20 protein-coding genes are annotated in these 20,651 nt (G+C 66.6%); 9 read left to right on the plus strand and 11 right to left on the minus strand.

The annotated features are described in order from the left end of the window. Positions 1-155: 155 nt before the first annotated feature. Together ACSQ1X_RS18785 and ACSQ1X_RS18790 are read left to right on the plus strand one after the other, a co-directional pair. Complete coding sequence (locus ACSQ1X_RS18785) at positions 156-593, plus strand: hypothetical protein (protein WP_436058804.1); 438 nt, start codon at positions 156-158, stop codon at positions 591-593. A gap of 122 nt (positions 594-715) precedes the next feature. Further along, a complete protein-coding gene (locus tag ACSQ1X_RS18790; RefSeq protein WP_436058805.1) occupies positions 716-1,564 on the plus strand; it encodes a PhzF family phenazine biosynthesis protein in 849 nt (282 codons plus the stop codon). A 62-nt stretch (positions 1,565-1,626) separates the two neighbouring features. Here ACSQ1X_RS18790 and ACSQ1X_RS18795 read toward each other — a convergent pair whose 3' ends face one another. The 4 genes from ACSQ1X_RS18795 to ACSQ1X_RS18810 form a co-directional block, all read right to left on the minus strand. Next, positions 1,627-1,932, minus strand: coding sequence for a YegP family protein (locus tag ACSQ1X_RS18795; protein ID WP_436058806.1), 306 nt, complete (start codon positions 1,930-1,932; stop codon positions 1,627-1,629). 106 nt (positions 1,933-2,038) lie between these two features. Further along, a complete protein-coding gene (locus tag ACSQ1X_RS18800; protein ID WP_436058807.1) occupies positions 2,039-2,422 on the minus strand; it encodes a hypothetical protein in 384 nt (127 codons plus the stop codon). Positions 2,423-2,432: 10 nt separating this feature from the next. Beyond that, positions 2,433-2,615, minus strand: coding sequence for an ANTAR domain-containing protein (locus tag ACSQ1X_RS18805; RefSeq protein ID WP_436058808.1), 183 nt, complete (start codon positions 2,613-2,615; stop codon positions 2,433-2,435). Beyond that, the gene (locus ACSQ1X_RS18810; RefSeq protein ID WP_436058809.1) at positions 2,582-3,403 is read right to left on the minus strand and encodes a response regulator transcription factor; all 822 of its coding nucleotides are present in this window, start codon (positions 3,401-3,403) and stop codon (positions 2,582-2,584) included. The genes ACSQ1X_RS18805 and ACSQ1X_RS18810 overlap by 34 nt, the downstream gene beginning before the upstream one ends. Positions 3,404-3,675: 272 nt before the next feature. On the opposite strand from ACSQ1X_RS18810, the gene ACSQ1X_RS18815 reads away from it, so the two are divergent. Next, positions 3,676-4,707 (plus strand): hypothetical protein, encoded by a 1,032-nt coding sequence (locus ACSQ1X_RS18815; protein WP_436058810.1) that lies wholly within the window; start codon positions 3,676-3,678, stop codon positions 4,705-4,707. A 65-nt stretch (positions 4,708-4,772) separates the two neighbouring features. On the opposite strand, the gene ACSQ1X_RS18820 is transcribed toward ACSQ1X_RS18815, so the two are convergent. The 4 genes from ACSQ1X_RS18820 to ACSQ1X_RS18835 all read right to left on the minus strand — a co-directional run bounded on the left by ACSQ1X_RS18820 (position 4,773) and on the right by ACSQ1X_RS18835 (position 8,091). Further along, entirely contained in the window at positions 4,773-4,931 is a 159-nt protein-coding gene (locus tag ACSQ1X_RS18820; RefSeq protein ID WP_200939301.1) for a hypothetical protein, read from the minus strand. A gap of 4 nt (positions 4,932-4,935) precedes the next feature. Then, positions 4,936-5,985, minus strand: a complete 1,050-nt coding sequence (locus ACSQ1X_RS18825; RefSeq protein ID WP_436058811.1) for a glycosyltransferase family 2 protein — start codon at positions 5,983-5,985, stop codon at positions 4,936-4,938. Between the two features lie 297 nt (positions 5,986-6,282). Next, positions 6,283-7,077 (minus strand): hypothetical protein, encoded by a 795-nt coding sequence (locus ACSQ1X_RS18830; protein WP_436058812.1) that lies wholly within the window; start codon positions 7,075-7,077, stop codon positions 6,283-6,285. 90 nt (positions 7,078-7,167) lie between these two features. Beyond that, positions 7,168-8,091 carry a hypothetical protein gene (locus tag ACSQ1X_RS18835; RefSeq protein WP_436058813.1) on the minus strand — a complete coding sequence of 308 codons (924 nt, stop codon included), beginning with the start codon at positions 8,089-8,091 and terminating at the stop codon, positions 7,168-7,170. A 246-nt stretch (positions 8,092-8,337) separates the two neighbouring features. Between ACSQ1X_RS18835 and ACSQ1X_RS18840 the strand changes: the two genes are divergently transcribed. Then, complete coding sequence (locus ACSQ1X_RS18840; RefSeq protein WP_436058814.1) at positions 8,338-9,588, plus strand: Nramp family divalent metal transporter; 1,251 nt, start codon at positions 8,338-8,340, stop codon at positions 9,586-9,588. A gap of 203 nt (positions 9,589-9,791) precedes the next feature. Here the strand turns inward: ACSQ1X_RS18840 and ACSQ1X_RS18845 are convergent, their stop codons facing one another. The 3 genes from ACSQ1X_RS18845 to ACSQ1X_RS18855 form a co-directional block, all read right to left on the minus strand. Next, positions 9,792-10,625, minus strand: coding sequence for a cation diffusion facilitator family transporter (locus tag ACSQ1X_RS18845; protein WP_436058815.1), 834 nt, complete (start codon positions 10,623-10,625; stop codon positions 9,792-9,794). Beyond that, complete coding sequence (locus tag ACSQ1X_RS18850; RefSeq protein WP_055798047.1) at positions 10,622-10,948, minus strand: ArsR/SmtB family transcription factor; 327 nt, start codon at positions 10,946-10,948, stop codon at positions 10,622-10,624. The genes ACSQ1X_RS18845 and ACSQ1X_RS18850 overlap by 4 nt, the downstream gene beginning before the upstream one ends. A gap of 76 nt (positions 10,949-11,024) precedes the next feature. Then, a complete protein-coding gene (locus ACSQ1X_RS18855) occupies positions 11,025-11,738 on the minus strand; it encodes a TetR/AcrR family transcriptional regulator (protein ID WP_436058816.1) in 714 nt (237 codons plus the stop codon). Positions 11,739-11,969: 231 nt separating this feature from the next. Between ACSQ1X_RS18855 and ACSQ1X_RS18860 the strand changes: the two genes are divergently transcribed. Genes ACSQ1X_RS18860 through atzF form a run of 5 tightly spaced genes read left to right on the plus strand, consistent with a single transcriptional unit; the run spans position 11,970 to position 20,648 of the window. After that, on the plus strand, positions 11,970-13,481 hold the full coding sequence (locus tag ACSQ1X_RS18860) for an amino acid permease (protein WP_436058817.1): 1,512 nt from the start codon (positions 11,970-11,972) through the stop codon (positions 13,479-13,481). Positions 13,482-13,535: 54 nt separating this feature from the next. Next, positions 13,536-14,438, plus strand: coding sequence for an urea amidolyase associated protein UAAP1 (locus ACSQ1X_RS18865; RefSeq protein WP_436058818.1), 903 nt, complete (start codon positions 13,536-13,538; stop codon positions 14,436-14,438). Further along, positions 14,435-15,124, plus strand: a complete 690-nt coding sequence (locus tag ACSQ1X_RS18870) for an urea amidolyase associated protein UAAP2 (RefSeq protein ID WP_436058819.1) — start codon at positions 14,435-14,437, stop codon at positions 15,122-15,124. Before ACSQ1X_RS18865 ends, ACSQ1X_RS18870 begins: the two co-directional genes overlap by 4 nt. Next, on the plus strand, positions 15,121-18,780 hold the full coding sequence (gene uca / locus ACSQ1X_RS18875; RefSeq protein ID WP_436058820.1) for an urea carboxylase: 3,660 nt from the start codon (positions 15,121-15,123) through the stop codon (positions 18,778-18,780). The genes ACSQ1X_RS18870 and uca overlap by 4 nt, the downstream gene beginning before the upstream one ends. Further along, the gene (atzF, locus tag ACSQ1X_RS18880; protein ID WP_436058821.1) at positions 18,777-20,648 is read left to right on the plus strand and encodes an allophanate hydrolase; all 1,872 of its coding nucleotides are present in this window, start codon (positions 18,777-18,779) and stop codon (positions 20,646-20,648) included. The genes uca and atzF overlap by 4 nt, the downstream gene beginning before the upstream one ends. The last annotated feature ends 3 nt before the right edge of the window (positions 20,649-20,651 follow it).

Here is a 20,651-nt window from a genome sequence, read left to right on the forward strand (position 1 = left end):
AGGCGCGGCTGTCTGGGGCGCCGACGGCAAGGCCTTGGCGAGGCGATGCCAGGCGGCCGGCAGTTTTGACAAGACGGCTGCCGGACAGATGGATAGGCTGAAGTTTCGGCGCACCTTTGTGCCCTGGAAATACACGGTGAAGTGGGGGAACTTCCATGGGGGAACAGCGTTTCATTTTTGGCACAGCGGCCACGGCTCCGTCAGCGGTGAGAGCGGCGACGGCGTTCTGGATCGCAAGCACGTTCACTTCCTGGGCGGTGCCCGGGATCATCACAATGGTTCGGATCGGCACACACGAGGCCGAATGGGGCTGGCTCGAACTGCTGGGGGTGGCGTTCGGGGCTCCCTTCGCCGCGCTCCAGGTCTGGGCGGCATTGCGGCTGCTCGGGGGTGCCCATTGGGCGAGGGTCGTCCTGACGCTCGTCGCGGTCTTTTACGTCTCGAGCGCCGTAAACAACAACTGGTCCGTGCTTCCTGTCGTGAGCCTCATCCCGGCCCTGGCCGGAAGCGTGCTGATGTGGCAGCCCGCAACCAATGCGTTCTTCCAGCCGCGGAAGGGATTGCCGGCTTCCGATCAACACGCCGGCAGATAGGGGACGAGCTCACCGGCAACAACGCCCTCCGGCCGGAGGGCAGGGCTGAACAAGGCCACTTTCCGGAATTGGCTATGGTGCCGCGGCGCGGCGGCCACCTACGGTTGGTTGCTATGACCAGCATGACCACCGCAGTAAACGAATATCCTTTCTCCCAGGTTGACGTCTTTGCCCCGGGGCCCAAGGCAGGCAACCCGGTCGCCGTCGTACATCAAGCCCATGGCCTGTCCACCGAACAGATGCAAAGCTTCGCTAACTGGACCAACCTCTCGGAGACCACGTTCCTCCTGGACCCCTCGCACCCCGAGGCGGACTACAGGCTGCGTATCTTCACGCCCGCCGCCGAACTGCCGTTCGCCGGGCACCCCACCCTGGGCTCGGCGCACGCGTGGCTGGAAAACGGCGGGCAGCCCCGCCGTGACGGCGAACTGGTGCAGGAATGCGAGGCGGGGCTGGTGAAAATCCGCCGCTCGGGCACGGACCTCGCCTTTGCGGCGCCGCCGCTGGTCCGCTCCGGTCCGGTTGAACCGGCGGTGCTGGAACAAGCCCTCGCCAGCCTGGGCATCGATGCCAGCGAAGTCCTGGGCAGCAACTGGGTGGACAACGGCCCGGGCTGGCTGGGGATCCGGCTGCAATCAGCGGAAGCAGTGCTCCGGCTGGAGCCCGATTTCCCCCTGATGGACCAGCTCTGTGTCGGCGTCATCGGCAGCTACCCGGAGGGTGGACCTGCCGACTTTGAAGTCCGGGCGTTCGTTCCCGGCTTGAGCGTTCCCGAGGACCCCGTAACCGGCAGCCTCAACGCCGGACTGGCGCAATGGCTCCTGGGCGAGGGCGTGGTGGACGGCGGCTACACCGTCCAGCAAGGCACTGTCCTGGGACGCGGCGGCCTGCTGACTGTCACGGTGGACGATGACGGCATCTGGATCGGCGGGGTCAGCCGCTCCGTGGTGAGCGGCCGGGTGTCGCTGTAGGCGCCGCCGCGTTTCCGCGGGCCGCCGCCCCGCCGTGGCCCCGCGTCAGCGGCCCGTGCTGCTCAGGTGCGCCCGCTCCCGCTCAGGGTGCAGGGCGTGGCTCCCCGGGCCTGGAACGCATGGGTGCCGCTGTGGACCTGTGCCGGCTGCGTGGGCCTGAACCGGTGGGATGGTTCGCTCCGGCGGCTGGTGCTCAAATCATGGATCAGGCCGGTCCCGGCAATCTCGCGAACACGGTAGATCCCGGCGGCGGCGCTCCGCTTCGTCGGGAATTTTACTGAAATCGCCACGAGGTCCCCAGACTTGTCCAGCAGCCTAAACCTGTATCCGCCGTCGGGCGCGCTTATCAATTCGAAGTGTCCGGACATCGTCGTCAGCCTCCGCTCGTCTGCTTCATCGCCTAGGCTTCCAGCTTAGTTTCGGCCCCGCGCGTCTGTCAGCCCGCAGCTGGCCAGCGGCCGTCCGGCGGGGCGGCTATTCGTCTCCAGGCAGGTCCGTCTGCTTATCCGGCCCCTGCCCGCTGTGCGTGTCGTGGTCCTCGTCGGCGTCCTGGCCCGATTCAGGCTCAGATTCCTGACCGGACTCCGGACGGCGGTCTGCAAGGTCGGGGTTATCAGAATACGGCGCATACAGGCGGGGGACGGTCTCGATGAGTTCGTTGGCGGCCATCGCCAGCAGGTCCCGCTGGATCGTCGGCAGCGAGAGCAACCCCTGCAGATATGCTTCAACTTCGTATTCGCCCACGCCGCCGCCGATGCTGAAATAGTTCAACCAGAGTTCCCCGGGCGTGACGTCAGACGCTTTCAGGGCCGCCCGGAGCTTCCGCCGTTGCTCGGGTTCGTTCAGGTCGAAACCCATGGTGGCGCCTCTAGTTCCTGCCGGCCTGTAACGCGGCAATGATTTCCGCGCCGGCCTCGGCGAGGGTGGTCCTGCGCTGCCTGGCATGGTGCATCAGGTCCTCCAAAGCACGCTCGTACCCGGCCCCGTGCCGCTGCATCAGGATCCCGCAGGCCCGGTTCACCACGTCCCTGCCCGCACGGTCTGTACCCACCGCGGCGAACGTGGACTGTCACCCAGCCGCTTGCGCAGGTTGCCCATGTGCACTTCCAGCACGCGTTCGTCCCGGGCCGTCACGGCAGACCCGGGAACGGAGGCTTCGTGCCGCAAATGCCGGGCCAGGTCCGCCTTGGTCAGCACCGCCCCCTTGTTTTGAAGCAGTGCGCGGAGCAGTTCGAACTGGGTGCGGGTGAGATCAATGGCTTGGCCGTCCGCCGATACTGCGCGGGTGCTGTCCATCAGGGCAAGGCCGCGGTGTTCAAAATCCCACCCGGTCCCGGCCGCAGGTTCCTCGACCGCGGCAACGTCGCGGGGAGCGGCGGCAGCGGGAGCGGGAACGGTCAGTTCCGCGCCTACAGGCTTGGCGACGAAGTGTCCTGCCGCGCACTGCGCGGCCTCCACCAGCGCGTGACGCCTGGGCCGGCGCAGCAAGGCAGCGATCCTTGCCCGGAGCTCGCGCGGACGGAACGGCTTGGCCAGATAATCGTCAGCACCGGCTTCGAGACCCAGCAACGCATCGGCTTCGTTCGCCAGGGCGCCGACCAGGATCACGTAGGCATGGCTGAAGGTACGGATCCGGCGGGAGGCTTCGATACCGTCAAAGTCGGGAAGCCCGAGCTCCACGGTGACCAGGACCGGATCATGCCGCCGCACGGCAGCCACTCCCTCGGCACCGGACGCCGCGGCCACCACTTCGAACCCGGACTGGACGAGCAACTCCTCCAGCGATGCCCTGCTACGACCGTCGCCGTCAACAACCACAGCTATGCCGCGCGTAACCATCAAACCCCCAAGAAATTCTCGTGCGTATTCTGCTTTAGTAACTATCACCAATTCCTCAACAGGGAATTGTGGAAAAATTGTGCATTTATTGAGTAATAAAAAAAATAAATATCGCAGGCCTTCTATTGCCAACCAATCCGCGCTGAATGATGATCATCTTGTGCTCACTGGGGGCGCGGCGCTGCGGTGTTCGGCGCAAATGTAGGGGGCGTTAAATGGTTTCCTTGAGGTCTCGCGTCGCAAAAGCGGTTTGGCTAAACAGGCCGGTGGCAATGCTGGCAGCTGCCAGCCTGGTCATGTTGTCCGCAACAACATCGGCGCAGGCCGCCGACACCACCCCCATGGACCCGAACCCCGGGCCCGTCGGCAGCTTTGCCTGGAAGGGGTTCAACTGGGAAAAACGGTTCTGGGGCGGTGCGCCGCAGTACAACAAGGCCTTCGACGCGGCGAACGTCAGCAATCCCGACGCCGACGGATACGTCACGCTGTCCCTCACCAACCCGACAGGCAGCGCTCCTGTCGGGGCTGAGTTCCAGTCCACCCGGCAGGGATTCGGCTACGGCACGTACAGCACCACGGTGGCGAAAGACGTAGGCACCCTCCAGAAGGAAGTGGTGTGGGGATGCCTGTTTACCTATGATCCCCTGGCGACTCCCGGCTACAACGAGATCGATCTGTGCGAGGCATCCGCCTGGGGCGGAGGCGCAAGCTACGGGGAGTCCTGGCCCGTGACCCAGGCCCACGGCTACTGGTTCGATGCCACCAAGCCGCCGGGGCAGGGCAACAACACGGTCGTCTTCAACACGACGAATGACCTGGTCCTCACCCACAAAATGGTCTGGGAACCCGGAAAGCTCACGTTCGAAACCTTCGCCGGCGAGGGGTCCGGGGGCACCCTGCTGAAACGCACGGTACTGCAGGGAACAACCGTCCCCGTGCCGGCCAAAGAAGCCATCCACTTCAACCTTTGGGTCACAGGCGGGGGTGGCGGGGACCCCGACCATGTGAAACCGGAGTCCGTGGTAATCCGAGACTTTTCGTTCACGCCGGCTGCCAGCACAACTCCAACCGCCGGGTCACCCATCAAACTCACCGCGGCCAACAGCAAGGTCAAAGGCGTCAATTCCACCACGCTGAAGTGGACCGGGGCCACCGGGTCCAGCGTCACACTCTGGATGAACGGCACCCCGAAGACCGTCCCCAACACGGGAAGCTACGTGAACAAGTTCAAGGGCGGTACAACCACAAGCTACAAGGTTTGCGATGCTGCTGCCTGTTCGGAGGCCGTCAGCGTGGTCACCTGAGCCGGACACGAACGGGTGGCCCGGATTCGTCGCGAATCCGGGCCGCCCGCCCCGTAAGGCTGAAGTTACTTTGCCCGAACCGGCACGATGCGCTTGACGGCCAGACCGAGCGCCACGAGCGCGAAGGCTGCCAGGGCGAACCAGAAGAGGTCACCGGCCCCGGTTGCCGCGAGGGTTCCGGCCCCGACACCGGCCGCTGCGGGAGCTGCTGGATTGCTGTACATAGTGTTACCAAGCTTTCTTTTTGTTGAGTGCTGCATCCACGTAGGCCTTCGCGTGGACCACCTGAAGGAACAGGTCGATCAGAAGTTCGTACATCGTTGCGGCGGCCAGCATGTACTTCCAGCCACGCAGCCGCACGGTCACTACCCGTTCGATCACGAAGACACCGGTCACGGCCATCCAGAAGGGCTGAATGTGCAGCCCTTCTCCCGTGCCCAGTGCAAAAGCCACCGTTCCGAAGTAGGCCAACGACACCAAGATGCCTGTCACGGAGAGGGCCTGCCTGCCCCAGTACGGCCGGGTGACCCTGGTCCAGCCGTACTGGACACAGTTCTCCACCGCTCCCCGCTTCCACCTCAGCCGCTGGGCCCAGAGTTCGCGCCAAGTGGGCATGATCTCCGTGACCAGCGTGCAGTCAGCCGGCGATTTGATGCGGTAGTTCAGGGTCAGCAGGGCGAAGGACAACTCGTTGTCCTCGGTCAGAACGGAGGTGTCGTAAACGCCCGCCCTGCCGTTGCCGGGAGGCAGGGTGCCATCACGCCGGGCCTCGATAACGTCCACCAGGGTGCGGACCCGGAACAGCGCGGCCGTTCCCGTAACCACCAGGCATTTGCCGTGCAGCCGCTTCACATCCCGCGCGTACCGTGCGTACTCGTTCCGCTGCAGGTGGCCCACGAAGCCGCCGCCCTTCGCACCGCGGAAGACGCCTCCCACGGCTCCCAGCCGCCTGTCGGCGCTCAGATGGGCGGTTGCCCGCTCGAGGAAGTCACGGCTCAGCTGCGAATCCGCGTCCTGGACGAGGATCATGTCTTCCGGTCGCGCGCCGGGAAGCAGTCCCTCCAGCGCGAAATTCAAGGCACCCGCCTTCTTGTCCGTGTTTCCGACAGTGCGGATGACCTCCGCGCCAAGCGCAAGGGCAATATCCTCAGTGGCATCAGTGCAGTTGTCAGCAACAACCAGCACCCTGTCCGGCGGGAGAGTCTGCGATTTAAGGGATTCAAGCGTGTCAGAAATACCTGCGGCTTCATTATGCGCAGGGATAAGGACTGTTATCACAGGAGTCCGGCACCCGCGGTTCCAGGCTCAGAATTCGAATAGTCACACACTGGCTTGTTGCTCCAACCCGAATTAGTCAATTTGTTTGTTGACTAGAGTTTTTCAACTGGAACGCAAGCAGCAGGAAAATATTCGACAAGGAATCCGCAATCTTCCGTCAGGAAAGTTATTTCTCAACGGAACCTCAATTCCAGCAGTCACGCGACCCGTTAAAACAGGAAGTCGGGGTGCTGTCCTGGGACAGCACCCCGACTCCGTTAGTCAGCCATGTTCACGGCTGGAGACACACTTGCATGGTTACAGGAGGCCGCTTCCGCCGTCGTTCGCAACCGAACCCTCAGACACCGCCGAAGCCGCAGCATCCAAGCTGGCGTCGGCATCCAAGTTCAGGCCCAGGCCTGCGTTCAGGTCCGAAACAACACTGTCCTCAGTGGAACCCTCGGTCCAGGAGCTGCCGCCGTCGTTCACAACTGAACTCCCAGACACCGCGGAGGCCGCAGCATCCAGGCTGGCGTCGGCATCCAGGTTCAGACCCGCATTCAGGTCCGAAACAACACTGCCCTCACTCCAGGTGCCGTGGCCGTCGTTCACAACCGAACCCTCAGACACCGCCGAAGCCGCAGCATCAAGGCTGGCGTCGGCATCCAGGTTCAGACCCGCATTCAGGTCCGAAACAACACTGCCCTCAGTGGAACCCTCGGTCCAGGAGCTGCCGCCGTCGTTCACCACCGAACCCTCAGACACCGCGGAGGCCGCAGCATCAAGGCTGGCGTCGGCGTCCAGGTTCACACCCAGGCCAACGGCAAGGTCGGTGACGGCGCTGGTGTCCGTCGAGTTGCCGGTGCCGTGCCCCAAGGTGGAGGACCCGCCGTCGTTTACTACCGAGTCGTTCACTACCGAACCCTCAGACACGGCGGAAGCCGCAGCGTCCAGGTTGGCGCCAAGGTTCAGGCTGATGTGGCTTCCCGAGCCGAGGCCCAGGTCCGACGTCGTGGTGGTGGAATCGGAGGCGGAGGCTGCGCCGGCGCCGAGGATGAGCACTCCGCCGGCGAACACGGCGCTGCACAGGGTGGTGCGTACGAAAGATTTCATGACAATTAGTTCCTTACTAGTGAGTTGAGCCAGGCAGGGTTGATGCGTGGCTAGGTGCCGTCCGCGCAGAAAGGCGCGGTGCCGGCGTCGCTAGTCGGGGGAAAAGCCGTGCTCCAGGCTGACCGAACCGGGCAGCTCGTCGGAGGGGTTGCTGACATCCTTGAGCGAGATCTGCGTCAAGGAAAACTGGAAGGCCGGAACGTCGGCTGCCACGCCGGATCCGCCGTCGCCGCCCGTCCGAAGCAGCGAACCGGAGCCCGCCGGCGCCGTAGCCGGCAAGTCGGGAGCGGGTGTTGCCGGACGTTCCGGAGCGGGTGTTCCCGCTGATACGACGACGGGGCTGCCGCCGTCGGACATTGCCGCCGGCCCGAATCCACGGTCCAGCGTGACTGTCAGAACGGTCCGGGCCATGCCCGCAGAAGGTGCAGCGGCAAGCGACTCTGCGGCGTCGGCCGGTGCAGATTCCTGCGGGACGGACTCTGCCGTGGACGGAAGGGCGCGAACGTCGCCAAGCGCGGGGACGGCGTCGGCGACGTTGCCGGCAACGGAACCCACCGGAGCCAGCACGGGCGCCGTGACATCAGCGACCAGACCGGTGACCGGCGCCGTGATTCCGGAGACGGTTTCGGTGACGGGTGCGACGGCGCCGGAAGCGAGCGCCGTTACCGGCGCCACCGCGGTGGTGACCTGCTCGACAACGGCGGTCACCGGCGCCGAAACGGGAGCCACGGCGGTGTCCACCGGCGCGACAACCGGTTCGGCGATGGCCTGAACCTGCGTCGCCAGCGGCGCAGCCACAGTGGCAACGGGTCCAGTCAGCGCGGCCAGAGGACCTTCATCAGCCGTGGCAGTGTCAGAGGTGCCGGTGTCAGAGGCAATGGTGTCCGTGACGGGCGGCAACAGGCTGGAAGCTTGAGCCGAAACGGCTCCGAAGATAAGCCAGGCAGCCGCGAGCAGTGTTGCCAGGACGAGGGACCGCAGGGCGGAGGGAAGCCATGATGCATTTTCGCGCATTGCTTCACCTCCCGATCGTGGCCGGACGTCATCGATTACCGCAGGACTTACAAACCATTCGACGCCGCAAGGGCGGCGGATGGGTGGAGCTCGAAAATGGCCGGCCGGCGCCTCCGTCAGGGCTGCCGGCCCGGTGGTCGCAGAAGCTTAGGTCCGGTCCGTGTGGCCTACCGAAATGTATCTTTTCGGCACGCCTAAATTAACGCTATCCTCGTCCTAACAGGACCCCGAAGGCGAGGAACAACGATGACCACCACAACTGCCCCGGCCCGCCCGGCCACGAACCGGCGCTGGTCGCGGCTGCTGCTGATGGGACCGGCCTTTGTGGCCGCCATTGCGTATGTTGATCCGGGTAACGTCGCGGCAAATCTCACCGCCGGGGCGAACTACGGCTACCTGCTGGTCTGGGTGCTGGTGGCAGCGAATGCCATGGCGGTCCTGGTGCAGTACCAGTCGGCCAAGTTGGGTCTGGCGACAGGGCTCAGCCTCCCGGAAATTCTCGGCAAGCGCCTGGGCACCCGCCGGCGCCGGCTGTACTGGGTCCAGGCGGAGGTTGTCGCCGGGGCCACGGACATGGCGGAAGTCATCGGCGGGGCCGTGGCCCTGAACCTGCTCTTCGGGCTTCCCCTGCTGGCCGGCGGTCTCATTATCGGACTCGCGTCCATGCTACTGCTGGCACTGCAGTCCGCCCGCGGCCAGAAATCCTTCGAATACGCGATCCTGATTTTGCTCGGTGTCATCGCCGTCGGATTCGTCTCCGGGCTATTCGTCAATCCCCCGGACGCTGGAGGTGCCCTGTCAGGTCTTGTGCCCCGTTTTGAGGGGACAGACACGGTCCTGCTCGCGGCTAGCATGCTCGGCGCAACGGTGATGCCGCACGCGATCTACCTGCACTCGGCTCTGGCCCGGGACAGGCACGGCTTCTCCGAGGACCCTGCGGTACGAACCCGGCTGATCCGTGCCACGCGTTTCGATGTGGCCGGGGCCCTGATGCTGGCCGGTGTCGTGAACATCGCGATGCTCCTGCTGGCCGCGTCCAGCCTGCGGGGCATCGCGGGAACAGACACCATTGCCGGCGCCCACGCCGCCGTGACGTCAGCACTCGGCCCCGTTATCGGCGTGGTGTTCGCGATCGGGCTGCTGGCCTCAGGTCTGGCTTCCACCTCGGTTGGCTGCTACGCGGGGGCGACGATCATGGGCGGTCTGCTCAAGATCCGGGTGCCACTGCTGACCCGGCGGGTGATTACGCTGATACCGGCTCTTATCATTCTCGGCGCGGGAATTGAGCCGACCCTGGCTCTGGTGCTGAGTCAGGTTCTGCTCAGCTTCGGGATACCGTTCGCCCTGATTCCGCTGATCCGGTTGACCGGAAAACGGGACGTCATGGGCATCCACACCGACTCCCTGGCGCTGAAACTCGCCGGGTGGACCAGTGCGACGCTTATCGTCGGCCTGAACTGTGTCCTGATCGTCCTGACGATCACCGGGCAGTCCTAACCAGGCACCATACCCGCGCCTGTCCGGTTTCTGTCAGCGCTGCACGTGGCAGGGCACGACCCACAGGGCGTCCGCTGCGTGCACACCCAGGGAGATTAGTGCGGCATGCTTTCCTGGTCGCGGTGGGCAGCGGGTTCGATCTGGAAGGTCAGGGAGCGGCGAATGATCACGCGCCGATCAGCAGGGACACGACGGCCTTGGGGTCAGTCCTCCCGGCGGGTGTTCAGCGTCAGGGCCTGCGGCCGGTTCTCGGATTCACACCCGGCACAGCAGCCCGGCTGGGATGCAGCATCGTCGCGACCGTCCCGGGCTTCTACCGAATGCGCTTGTACCTCAGGTGCATTTTCTGCCGATGCAGGCGGCGGTGCGCAACAGTCGTCCGTGTCGGTGCCGTGGGCAGCGGCGGCGTTCGGGACGGTGCAGCAGACATCGCCGCGCCAGGCGCTGATGCCTTCCCGGATGGCGATACCCGCGATCACCAGTGCGGCGCCGGCGTCCGCCCACCACCAGCCCAGCGTGCTGTTCAGGACCAGGCCGACGAGCAGCACCGCGGACAGATATGTACAAAGCAATGTCTGCTTAGAGTCAGCGACCGCCGTCTTGGATCCAAGTTCCCGGCCCGCGCGGCGCTGGGCCCAGGAAAGGACCGGCATCACGGCCAGGCTCAGGGCCGCAATCACGATACCGGGCGTGGAGTGCTGGGCCTCTCCCCCTCCGGTGAGGGATCTGACCGCGTCGAGGGTGACGAATGCCGCGAGGGCGAAGAAGGACACAGCGATGATCCGCAGCGTCAGATGCTCGCGCCGTTCCGGGTCCTTGGCTGAAAACTGCCAGGACAACGCCAGCGCGGACGCGACCTCAATCACCGAATCCAGTCCGAAGCCGATCAGGGCTGAGGAGTCCGCTACGCCGCCGGCCCAGAGGGCCACCACCGCCTCGACGAGGTTGCAGGTAATTGTCGCTGCCGCGAATAGTCGGATCCTGAGGCTAAGTACCGCACGGCGTTCCGGGGTTGGAGTGTGTAGCAGAGTCGTCATGCGAAGCATTCCCCGTCCGGAGCGCAGCAATCGGGATCCACCGCGAGGACGACACCGATCAGGTCCCTGATCGCGTGACCCAGCCGGGCGTCAGCGAGTTCGTACCGACTGCGACGACCGTCCGGGACAGCGACCACGAGTCCGCAGCCGCGCAGACAGGTCAGATGGTTGGACATGCTTTGCCGGGACACCCCCAGGGAGTCGGCCAGATCCGAAGGATAGGACGGGGCGCCTGAGAGGGCCAGGAGGACCCGGGCGCGGGTAGGGTCCGAGACCGCGTAGCCGAACCGGGCCAGCACGGGAGCCTGGGCGAGCGTTTCCATACGACCAAAGTACATCCAGGGATGTATTCACACAAACGTGTATTAGGAACGGGACACTTCTTTCCTCAGCCCATTTTCAAGGGAGGGGTTGCGGCCCTATGGGCTCACAACCATGTTCCGAGATCAGGTTCCGGCTGAGTGCGCGAACCTCATCCAGTTCGGCCGAGAGGCCTGCCAGCACAATGGTTGCATCGGCAGTCTGCGAAGCTGAGTGATCGTCCGCGAGCCCGTCGGCACGCAGGTTGATCAGTGACTCAACCATCCGGAACGCGAGCTCACCGAGGGGCGCGCTGCCGGCGCCGCCGGGTGCCGGGACCAGTTCCACGACCCTCTGGCCCAGGTCCCGGTACAGCTGCCGCAGCTCGCGCCTGTCCGCCATGAACGGCTCGAAACGCTCGGCGCGTGCTTCCGGCAGGTGGTACAGGACGCCGAGGTTCCATCGCGCACTGCACAGCAAACCACCGTCATAGAGCGCCACCGAATGGAGAGCCGCGGCCGCCGCCACTGCGCCGACCGGCCGCGGAGCTGCGCAGACAGCCCTTGCGAAGTCCAAGCCACCGGCCACGGTCCCTTTCAGCAACTCGCCGAGGATGTCATCCTTCGTGCCGAAGTGATGGTAGAGCGACGACTGGCGCATGCCCACCGCATCGGCGATCGCCCGCGTGGACGTGTTCGCGAAGCCTTGGCTCGTGAAGAGTTCGGCGGCCGCATCGAGGATTTCGTCCCGGGCGGTGGCCCCCGGGCGCACTGGCTGCTGCTTGCGGGGTCGTCCCGGTCCGGCTGAAGTCACCCCACATTCTTACACCGCCTGCGAGTGCAGAATGCGCCACCCGAGCAGGTCCGAGTGCTGGTGAGTTTTTGTTCACAGAACTGAAACACCTCGAAATCCAGCTTTTACACGGGTGAAACGGAACCGGGACACGGCACTGGAAAACTATCAAGTGACCGGTATTTCGGGAGGGGCCATCCAGCGGCTACCCAGATGTGGTCACCAGCCCCCGTTCCAGACACGGAGAAACCGATGACTTCCACCATTTCGACGGCGTCCGCCCACGCAGACGATGCAGACCTGACCTCGCTCGGCTATCAGCCGTCACTGCACCGCAAACTTGGCCGCTACGCCTCCTTTGCCGCAGGATTCTCGTTCGTTTCCATCCTGACTACTATCTTCCAGCTCTTTGCGTTCGGGTATTCCTTTGCCGGACCGGCGTTCTTCTGGACCTGGCCGGTGGTACTTATCGGCCAACTGCTCGTTGCCCTGAATTTCGCTGAACTCGCCGCCCGCTACCCCCTCTCCGGCGCTGTTTACCAGTGGGCCCGCCGCATGGGCGGCGAAGTGGTGGGCTGGTTCGCCGGCTGGTTCATGGCCATCGCCCAGGTCGTCACTGCGGCCGCCGCCGCCATCGCGCTCCAAGTTGTCCTCCCGCAGCTGTGGGACGGCTTCCAGGTGGTGGGCGGTGACCCCGCGCTGGCCACCGTCACCGGCGCCGCCAACGCGGTAGTCCTCGGCGCTGCACTCCTGGTGGTCACAACAGTGATCAACTGCCTGGGCGTCAAGCTCATGTCCCACGTCAACTCCATCGGCGTGACGTGCGAAATCGTTGGTGTGGCCGCCGTCATCCTCGCCCTGATTTCCGCCGCCCAGCGCGGACCCGACGTAGTGGCGGACGTCAGCGTGGTGGCCGGCTCGGACCTCGGTGCCGTAGGCGCGTTCCTCGTCTCCGGCCTCATGGCCGCCTACGTCATGGTCGGTTTCAACTCCGCCGGGGAGCTCTCGGAAGAGACGAAGAACCCGCGGAAGACAGCACCCCGCACCATCCTTTCGGCCCTGATCATCTCCGGTATCGGCGGCGGGCTCATGATCATTACCGCACTCATGGCCGCACCCAGCCTCGACGACGGGCGCCTCGCTACCGAGGGCCTGCCCTACGTACTGACCGCCGTCCTGGGAACCTTCTGGGGCAAGGTCCTTTTGGTGGACGTCGCCGTCGCGATCTTCGTCTGCACATTGGCCATCCAGACCGCGGGATCCCGCCTGGTGTTCTCGATGGCCCGCGACGGCAAACTCCCCGCATCGGCGCTGCTCTCCTCCGTCCACCCGGAACGCGGCACCCCGATGTGGCCGTCCATCGCCATCGGCGGCCTCGCCGTCGGAGTCCTTGCCATCAACATCGGCAACGCCGCCCTCTTCACCACGCTCTGCAGCGTCTGCATCGTCATGGTGTACCTCGCATACCTCCTGGTCACTGTTCCACAACTGCTCAGCCGGCTGCGCGGAGACTGGGACCGGGTGGGCCAGACCATGCCGGCCGGGCTGTTCTCGCTGGGACACTGGGGGCTTCCCGTCAACATCCTGGCCGTCCTCTACGGCGCCGTGATGGTGGTAAACCTCGCCTGGCCGCGCCCCGAGGTCTACGACCCCAGCGGCGAAAACGGACTCCTGCTGTTCTCCGCACCGCTCATGGTGGGGGCCGTGCTGCTCCTGGGGATCTGGGTGCGCAGCCGCAAGACCTCCGACGTGCCCGCAGCGTAGGCACCCGCGACTGATGACCATCACCACAGCCAACACCGCCAAGGAATGACTGACATGACACAGACCCTCGAATCCGCACAGCCCGCCGCCCGAACCGACGCCGCCGGAACCGCCACCACAGCGGGTGCGCGCGACCATGCCCGCGCCCAGCACGGACGGACCGCGGCCACCATGATCCATGTGCCCGCGAGCGCAGCACCCCAACGCCTGACCGCCGGACTGCCGGCGGGAGCCGCCGCCTCGCTCACCTGGGCAGAATCGCTCGCGTTCGGGCGCTACACCCACCTGGAACTGGCCCGCGGGACCAGGATCAGGCTCACCGATACTGACGGCGACGCCTGCGTCCATGCCGTGCTCTTCCGGGCCGGTGCGAGCTACGAGCGGATCAACGTCGCCGATACCGTCAAGGTCCCGTGGCAGGCCTACCTTGGTCCGGGGCATCCGCTGCTCTCCGATGCCGGCCGGCTGATGGCCACCCTTGTAACCGACTCCTCCGGGAGGCACGACGCCCTCACCGGAACCACCAGCCTCGCAGGCAACCAGGCCAAATACGGTGCTGGCTCCGCGCACAGCGCGTCACCCGCAGGCCGCGAACTGCTCACCCTCGGCGCCCTCAAGCACGGCATCAGCCAGCGCGAAGTGCCGCCGTCGATTGCCTTCTTCAAAGGCACCGCCGTGGACCCGGACGGTGGCATCAGGTTCACCGGCAGCGCCGGTGCCGGCACCGCCGTCGAACTTCTCCTCCACATGGACGCGGTCCTGGTGCTGGCCAACACGGCCCACCCGCTGGACCCGCGGCCGGTCTTCACCGGCAGCACCGTGGACATCGTTGCATGGCAGGCGCCCGAAGACCTCGCAGCCCTTGCCGCCGGAAACCTGGGATTCACGCCCGGCCCCGAGCACCTGCTCGCCCTCCAGAACACCGAACACGACTTCACCGCAAGGACTTCCGCATGAACACCACCACACTGACCGTCCAGCCGCAGACAATCCAGCCGGACCCCGCTACTGCCGCCCTGGTCCCGGGGCTCGTCGTCCTGGACGAATATGTCGAAGCCCGCGGTCCGTGGTCCGCCGTGGTGGAAGCCGGGGACGTCCTCACCATCGTGGACCTTGAGGGCAACCAGGCCGTGGACTGCCTCCTCTACGCAGACGGAGACACCGCCGCCCGGTACTCCGCCGCCGCAACCATCGCCGCGCAGGGCTCCATCTTCCTCACCACCGGATCCGTGCTCAGGGCTGACAGCGGCGAAGCGCTCATGACCGTCGTGGCCGATGAAGTGGGTGTCCACGACACCATCGGCGGCGCCTGCTCGCAGGAATCCAACACCCTGCGCTACGGCCAGCACACACACGAACAGCACGCCTGCGTGGAAAACTTCCTCATCGAAGGCTCTAAATGGGGCCTCGGCAAGCCGGACCTGGTCTCCAACATCAACTGGTTCATGAATGTACCCGTGGACCCGGACGGTGCCCTCGGCATCGTGGACGGGCTCTCCGCCCCCGGCAAACGCGTGGCACTCCGCGCCGAGGCCGACACCCTGGTCCTGGTTTCCAACTGCCCCCAGATCAACAACCCCTGCAACGGCTTCAACCCCACGCCCGTGCGCATGATCGTCACCCGCCCGGAGGTCTCCCGATGAACCGCTTCGACACCCTGCTCGTCGCCAACCGCGGCGAAATCGCCTGCCGCATCATCGAGTCCGCCCGGAAGATCGGGCTGCGCACCGTGGCCGTCTTCTCCGAGGCGGACCGCGGCGCCAAGCACGTGCGCCTCGCCGACGAAGCCGTCCTGCTGGGACCGGCCCCTGCCAAGGAGTCCTACCTCCGGGTCGACGCCATCCTGGCCGCCGCGGCAGCTACCGGCGCCGGGGCCATCCACCCCGGCTACGGATTCCTTTCCGAGGACGCAGGATTCGCTGAAGCCGTGGAGGCCGCCGGGCTGGTCTTCGTGGGCCCCACTCCGGACCAGCTGCGGATCTTCGGCACCAAGCACACCGCCCGGGACGCCGCCCAGCGCGCCGGAGTGCCCATGATCGCCGGCTCCGGACTGCTTGAGGACCTCGACGCAGCCTTCGCCGCCTCCGCCACGATCGGCTTCCCGCTGATGCTCAAGGCAACCGGCGGAGGCGGCGGCATCGGCATGGCCGTCTGCCGCAACGAGGCCGAACTGACGGATAGCTACGCAAGGGTGGCCAGGCTCGCCAGCTCAAGCTTCGGCACCGCCGGCGTCTTTGCCGAGCGCTACATAGAACACGCCCGCCACGTGGAGGTTCAGATCTTCGGCGACGGCGAAGGCCGCGTGGTCAGCCTCGGGGACCGGGACTGCTCATTGCAGCGCCGGCACCAGAAGGTTCTCGAAGAAGCGCCGGCTCCGGACCTTCCGGCCCGATTGCGCGAGGAACTGCACCGCAGCTCCCGTGCGCTCTGCGCCTCGGTGGGGTACCGCTCCGCCGGTACCGTGGAGTTCGTCTACGACCCCGTCCGGCAGGTAGCGTCCTTCCTCGAAGTGAACGCCCGCCTGCAGGTGGAGCACCCGGTCACGGAAGCCGTCACCGGCGTCGACCTGGTGGAATGGATGCTCAACCTGGCGCAGCAGCAGCCCGTGCTGGACGGCCTCCCGGACAGCCTTCGGGTGACCGGGCACGCCGTGGAAGCACGGATCTACGCCGAAGACCCGGCCCGCAACTTCCAGCCCAGCGCCGGAACCGTCACCAACGCCCAGTACCCGGGCTCCGACGTCGTGCGTGTTGACGCCTGGGTGGAAACCGGCAGCGAGGTGTCCACCAACTACGACCCGCTCCTGGGCAAGCTCATCTCCTTCGGCGCCAGCCGGGACGAAGCTCTCGACTCCCTGGCGGACGCCCTGGCGCAAACCCGCATGGACGGCATCGAAACCAACCTCGGCATGCTGCGCTCCGTCACGGGCCTGGACGTGGTCCGTGCCGCCGCGCACTCCACCAGCACGCTGGACAGCGTGGGCGACCCCGAACCCCGCCTCACCGTGGAGCGCCCCGGCCTGCAGACGAGCGTGCAGGACTGGCCCGGACGGACCGGTCTCTGGCAGGTGGGCGTGCCGCCGAGCGGCCCCATGGATGATCTCTCCTTCCGGCTGGGCAACGTGGCGCTGGGCAATCCGGAAGGTGCGCCCGGCCTCGAATTCACCATGGCCGGACCGGCGCTGCGCTTCACCCACGCCACCACCGTCTGCGTCACCGGCGCCGAGGTGGCCGTGACCGTCAACGGCGAAGCCGTCCCTGTCTGGGAACCGGTCACAGTTCCCGCCGGCGGCGTGCTCGACGTCGGATCGGCCGAGGGTGCCGGGCTGCGCGGCTACATCCTTTTCGAGGGCGGCCTCGACATTCCCCAGTACCTCGGCAGCGCCTCCACCTTCACCCTGGGCCAGTTCGGCGGCCACGGCGGCCGCGTGCTCCGCGCCGGCGACGTGCTCCGCACCGTAGGCGGAACGGCACCTGACACGGTGCCCGCCCCGGTCCCGGCCGAAAGCCGCCCCGCCTTGACCAGGCAGTGGGAGCTCATGGTGGTGGAAGGACCGCACGGGGCCCCGGAGTTCTTCCAGCGCGAGGACATCAACGAACTTTTCGCAGCCTCCTACGAGGTGCACTTCAACTCGGCCAGGACCGGCGTCCGGCTGATCGGCCCCAAGCCGCGCTGGGCACGGAACGACGGCGGCGAGGCCGGCCTGCACCCCTCCAACATCCACGACACCGCCTACTCGGTGGGCGCCCTGGACTTCACCGGGGACACACCCATCCTGCTCGGCCCCGATGGTCCCAGCCTGGGCGGCTTCGTCTGCCCGGTCACTGTGGTGACCGGCGACCGCTGGAAGCTCGGCCAGCTCCGGCCCGGCGACACGGTCCGCTTCGTTCCGGTGAAGACCGTCCAGGCGCCGTCCGCGAAAGAACTCGGACCGGCCCGGCAGCAGCTGATCCTCCCCGGCTCAAAGGGCGACGGCTCCAAGGGCGACGGCGACGACGGCGTGCTGGGCCGCGTGCCGGAAGGCGACGGCCGTCCGGCCGTGACGTACCGCCGCTCCGGCGACGACAACCTCCTGGTGGAATACGGCGACATGGTGCTTGACCTCGGCCTCCGCGCCCGGGTCCACGCCCTGCACCAGGAGCTCGAGAAGCTGCGGATTCCCGGCATTGTGGACCTGACACCCGGCATCCGCTCGCTCCAGGTCAAAGCGGACCCGTCGGTCCTCCCCGCCTCGCGCCTGCTGGGCATCGTGCGGGAGATCGAAACTGCGCTCCCTGCCAGCTCGGAGCTTGTAGTGCCGAGCCGCACCGTCAGGCTTCCGCTGTCCTGGGACGATCCTGCCACGCGTGAGGCAATCGAGCGGTACATGGCGGGCGTCCGGGACGACGCTCCGTGGTGCCCGTGGAACATCGAGTTCATCCGCCGGATCAACGGGCTGGACTCCGTGAACGACGTCTTCGACACCGTTTTCAACGCGGACTACCTCGTGCTTGGGCTGGGCGACGTCTACCTCGGTGCTCCCGTGGCAACGCCGCTGGACCCGCGGCACCGCCTGGTCACGACGAAATACAACCCCGCCAGGACCTGGACCCCGGAAAACGCCGTGGGCATCGGCGGCGCGTACATGTGCATCTACGGCATGGAGGGTCCGGGCGGCTACCAGTTCGTCGGCCGCACCACGCAGGTCTGGTCCCGGCACGCCACCGCCGCCCCGTTCGAGCCGGGCTCGCCGTGGCTGCTGAGGTTCTTCGACCGGATCTCCTGGTACCCCGTCAGCCCGGAGGAACTCCTGGACCTGCGGGCGGACATGGCGGCCGGCCGGGGCCGGGGCGTGGACATCGAGGACGGAACCTTCTCCCTGGCCGAACACGAGGACTTCCTCGATGAGAACAGCGATTCGATCGCCGCTTTCCGGGCACGGCAGGAGAAAGCCTTCGCCATCGAACGCCAGGCCTGGGAAGACGCCGGCGAGTTCGACCGCGCGGAAAAGGCCGTCGCCATCGCGCCGCCTTCAGAGGAAGTGGTGGTTCCCGACGGCGGAACCTTGGTGAGCTCGCCCTTCGCGGCGAGCGTCTGGAAGGTGGACGTGGCACCCGGGGACAAGGTGGTGGCGGGCCAGCCGCTGGTCTCCATCGAAGCCATGAAAATGGAAACCGTCCTCACCGCGCCCAGCGACGGGATCGTGCACCGGGTGCTGCCCAGCGCAGGGTCCCAGGTGGTGGCAGGTGAGCCGCTGGTGATCCTCGAAGCGGCGGAACTGAACGAAAAAGAGCTCGTTCTCGAAGGCAGCGCGGCATGAGCGGCATCAGCGGATCAGCCACGGCCCGGGTGACGGCGGCACTCGCCGCCATCGACGCCGTCGACCGGCCCGAAATCTGGATCCAGGTCCGGGGCCGTGAGGACCTGCTGGCCGAGGCCGCCCACATCGACACCGCCGCGGCGTCCGGCAGTGAACTCCCCTTGGCCGGGCTCCTGCTGGCGGTCAAGAATAACGTAGACGTAGCCGGGGTCACCACGACGGCGGCGTGCCCCGGTTTCGGCTACAAGCCCGCCGAAGACGCCGTGGCAGTGGCGCGGCTGCGAGCCGCCGGCGCCCTGGTGCTGGGCTCGACCAACCTGGACCAGTTTGCCACCGGGCTCGTGGGAACCCGCAGCCCGTACGGCGCAGTCCGCGATGCGCGGCGGCCGGACCGGATCTCGGGCGGGTCCAGTTCAGGGTCCGCCGTGGCTGTGGCCCTGGGGCTGGCGGACATTGCCATCGGAACGGACACAGCCGGCTCGGGCCGGGTTCCGGCGGGGCTGCAGGGACTCGTGGGCATCAAGCCGACCCTCAATGTGGTGCCCACGGCGGGGATGGTGCCCGCGTGCCGTTCGTGGGACACCGCCACCATCCTGGCCCGCGACCTCGACACCGCGGAACTGGCCATGGGGATCATGGCAGGGGAATCGCGGACCTGGCCTGCGGACGTACGCCTGGCGGCGCCGTCGCGGCCGCGGGTGGCCTTTCCGGCGTCGCTCCCGGCACTGCCGGATGACTGGGCTGCGGAGTTCGGCTCCCAGCTCGAACGGCTGCGTTCCACCGGTGTGGACGCCGAGCCGATCGAACTGGACGTCTTCCTGCAGGCGGCCCGGCTACTGTACGACGGCGCCCTCGTGGCCGAGCGCCACGCCGCCGTCGGATCGTTCATCGACGCCGCGAGGGCCGGCGACGAGTCCGGAAACGGCACGGCCATCGGGCTGGACCCGACGGTCACCGGCATCATCACCGCGGCAGGCCGCGTTCCCGCCCATCAGTATGTCCGCGACACTGCGGCGCTGAACGAGCTGAGACGCGAAGCCATGGACCGGCTTGAGGGATTTGATGCCCTGATCGTGCCCACCACTCCCTTCCACCCCACGCTGGCCGAGGTCGCGGCGGACCCAGTGGGGATCAACTCGCGAATGGGCACCTACACCAACTTCTGCAACCTCTTCGATATGTGCGCAGTCGCGGTTCCGGCCGGCAGCGTCGAGGAGTCCGACGGCGGTGGAGTCGCACAGTTCGGCCTCACCGTTGTGGGCAGGACGTTCGACGACGGCGTGGCGGCGGACATCGCCCGCAGGATTGAGGCGACACCCGGCCTCCCGGCCCTGTTTGCCGCCGGGGCAGCACCGAGCCGTGCCCCAGGCGAACGGCTGCCCTGGCCCGTGGCCGCCGGCGCCGCGGCAGTGCCGCTTGTAGTGGTGGGCGCGCACCGCAAGGGACAGCCGCTGGCGGACGAACTGGAAAAGCGGGGCGCGTTCTGGGACGGTCCCGTCACCCTGGCACCCCGCTACCGGATGGTGGCGCTGGACACGCAGCCGCCCAAACCCGGCGTCGTTCGCTCCGATGACGGCGCCGAACTGGCGGCGGAGCGCTGGCTGCTGTCCGAGGCTGCGCTGGGGTCCTTCCTCGCGGAGCTCCCCGAACCCATGCTGCTGGGGTCGGTGCTGCTCAATGACGGTTCAACGGCCGTGGGTTTCGCCTGCGATGCCGTGGCGGCGTCCCACGGCAGGGACATCACGCACTTCGGGGACTGGCTCGTGGCTCAAGATGCGGCCGAACATTCCACGGACAAGACCGGTCAGGGCATCTGGAGGCAGACCGGCAAGGCCTTACTGACGGGTCTGCAGCGCGGTCGGGGGTAGGCC

Source organism: Arthrobacter sp. LjRoot78, assembly GCF_964254335.1.
Classification (GTDB): domain Bacteria; phylum Actinomycetota; class Actinomycetes; order Actinomycetales; family Micrococcaceae; genus Arthrobacter.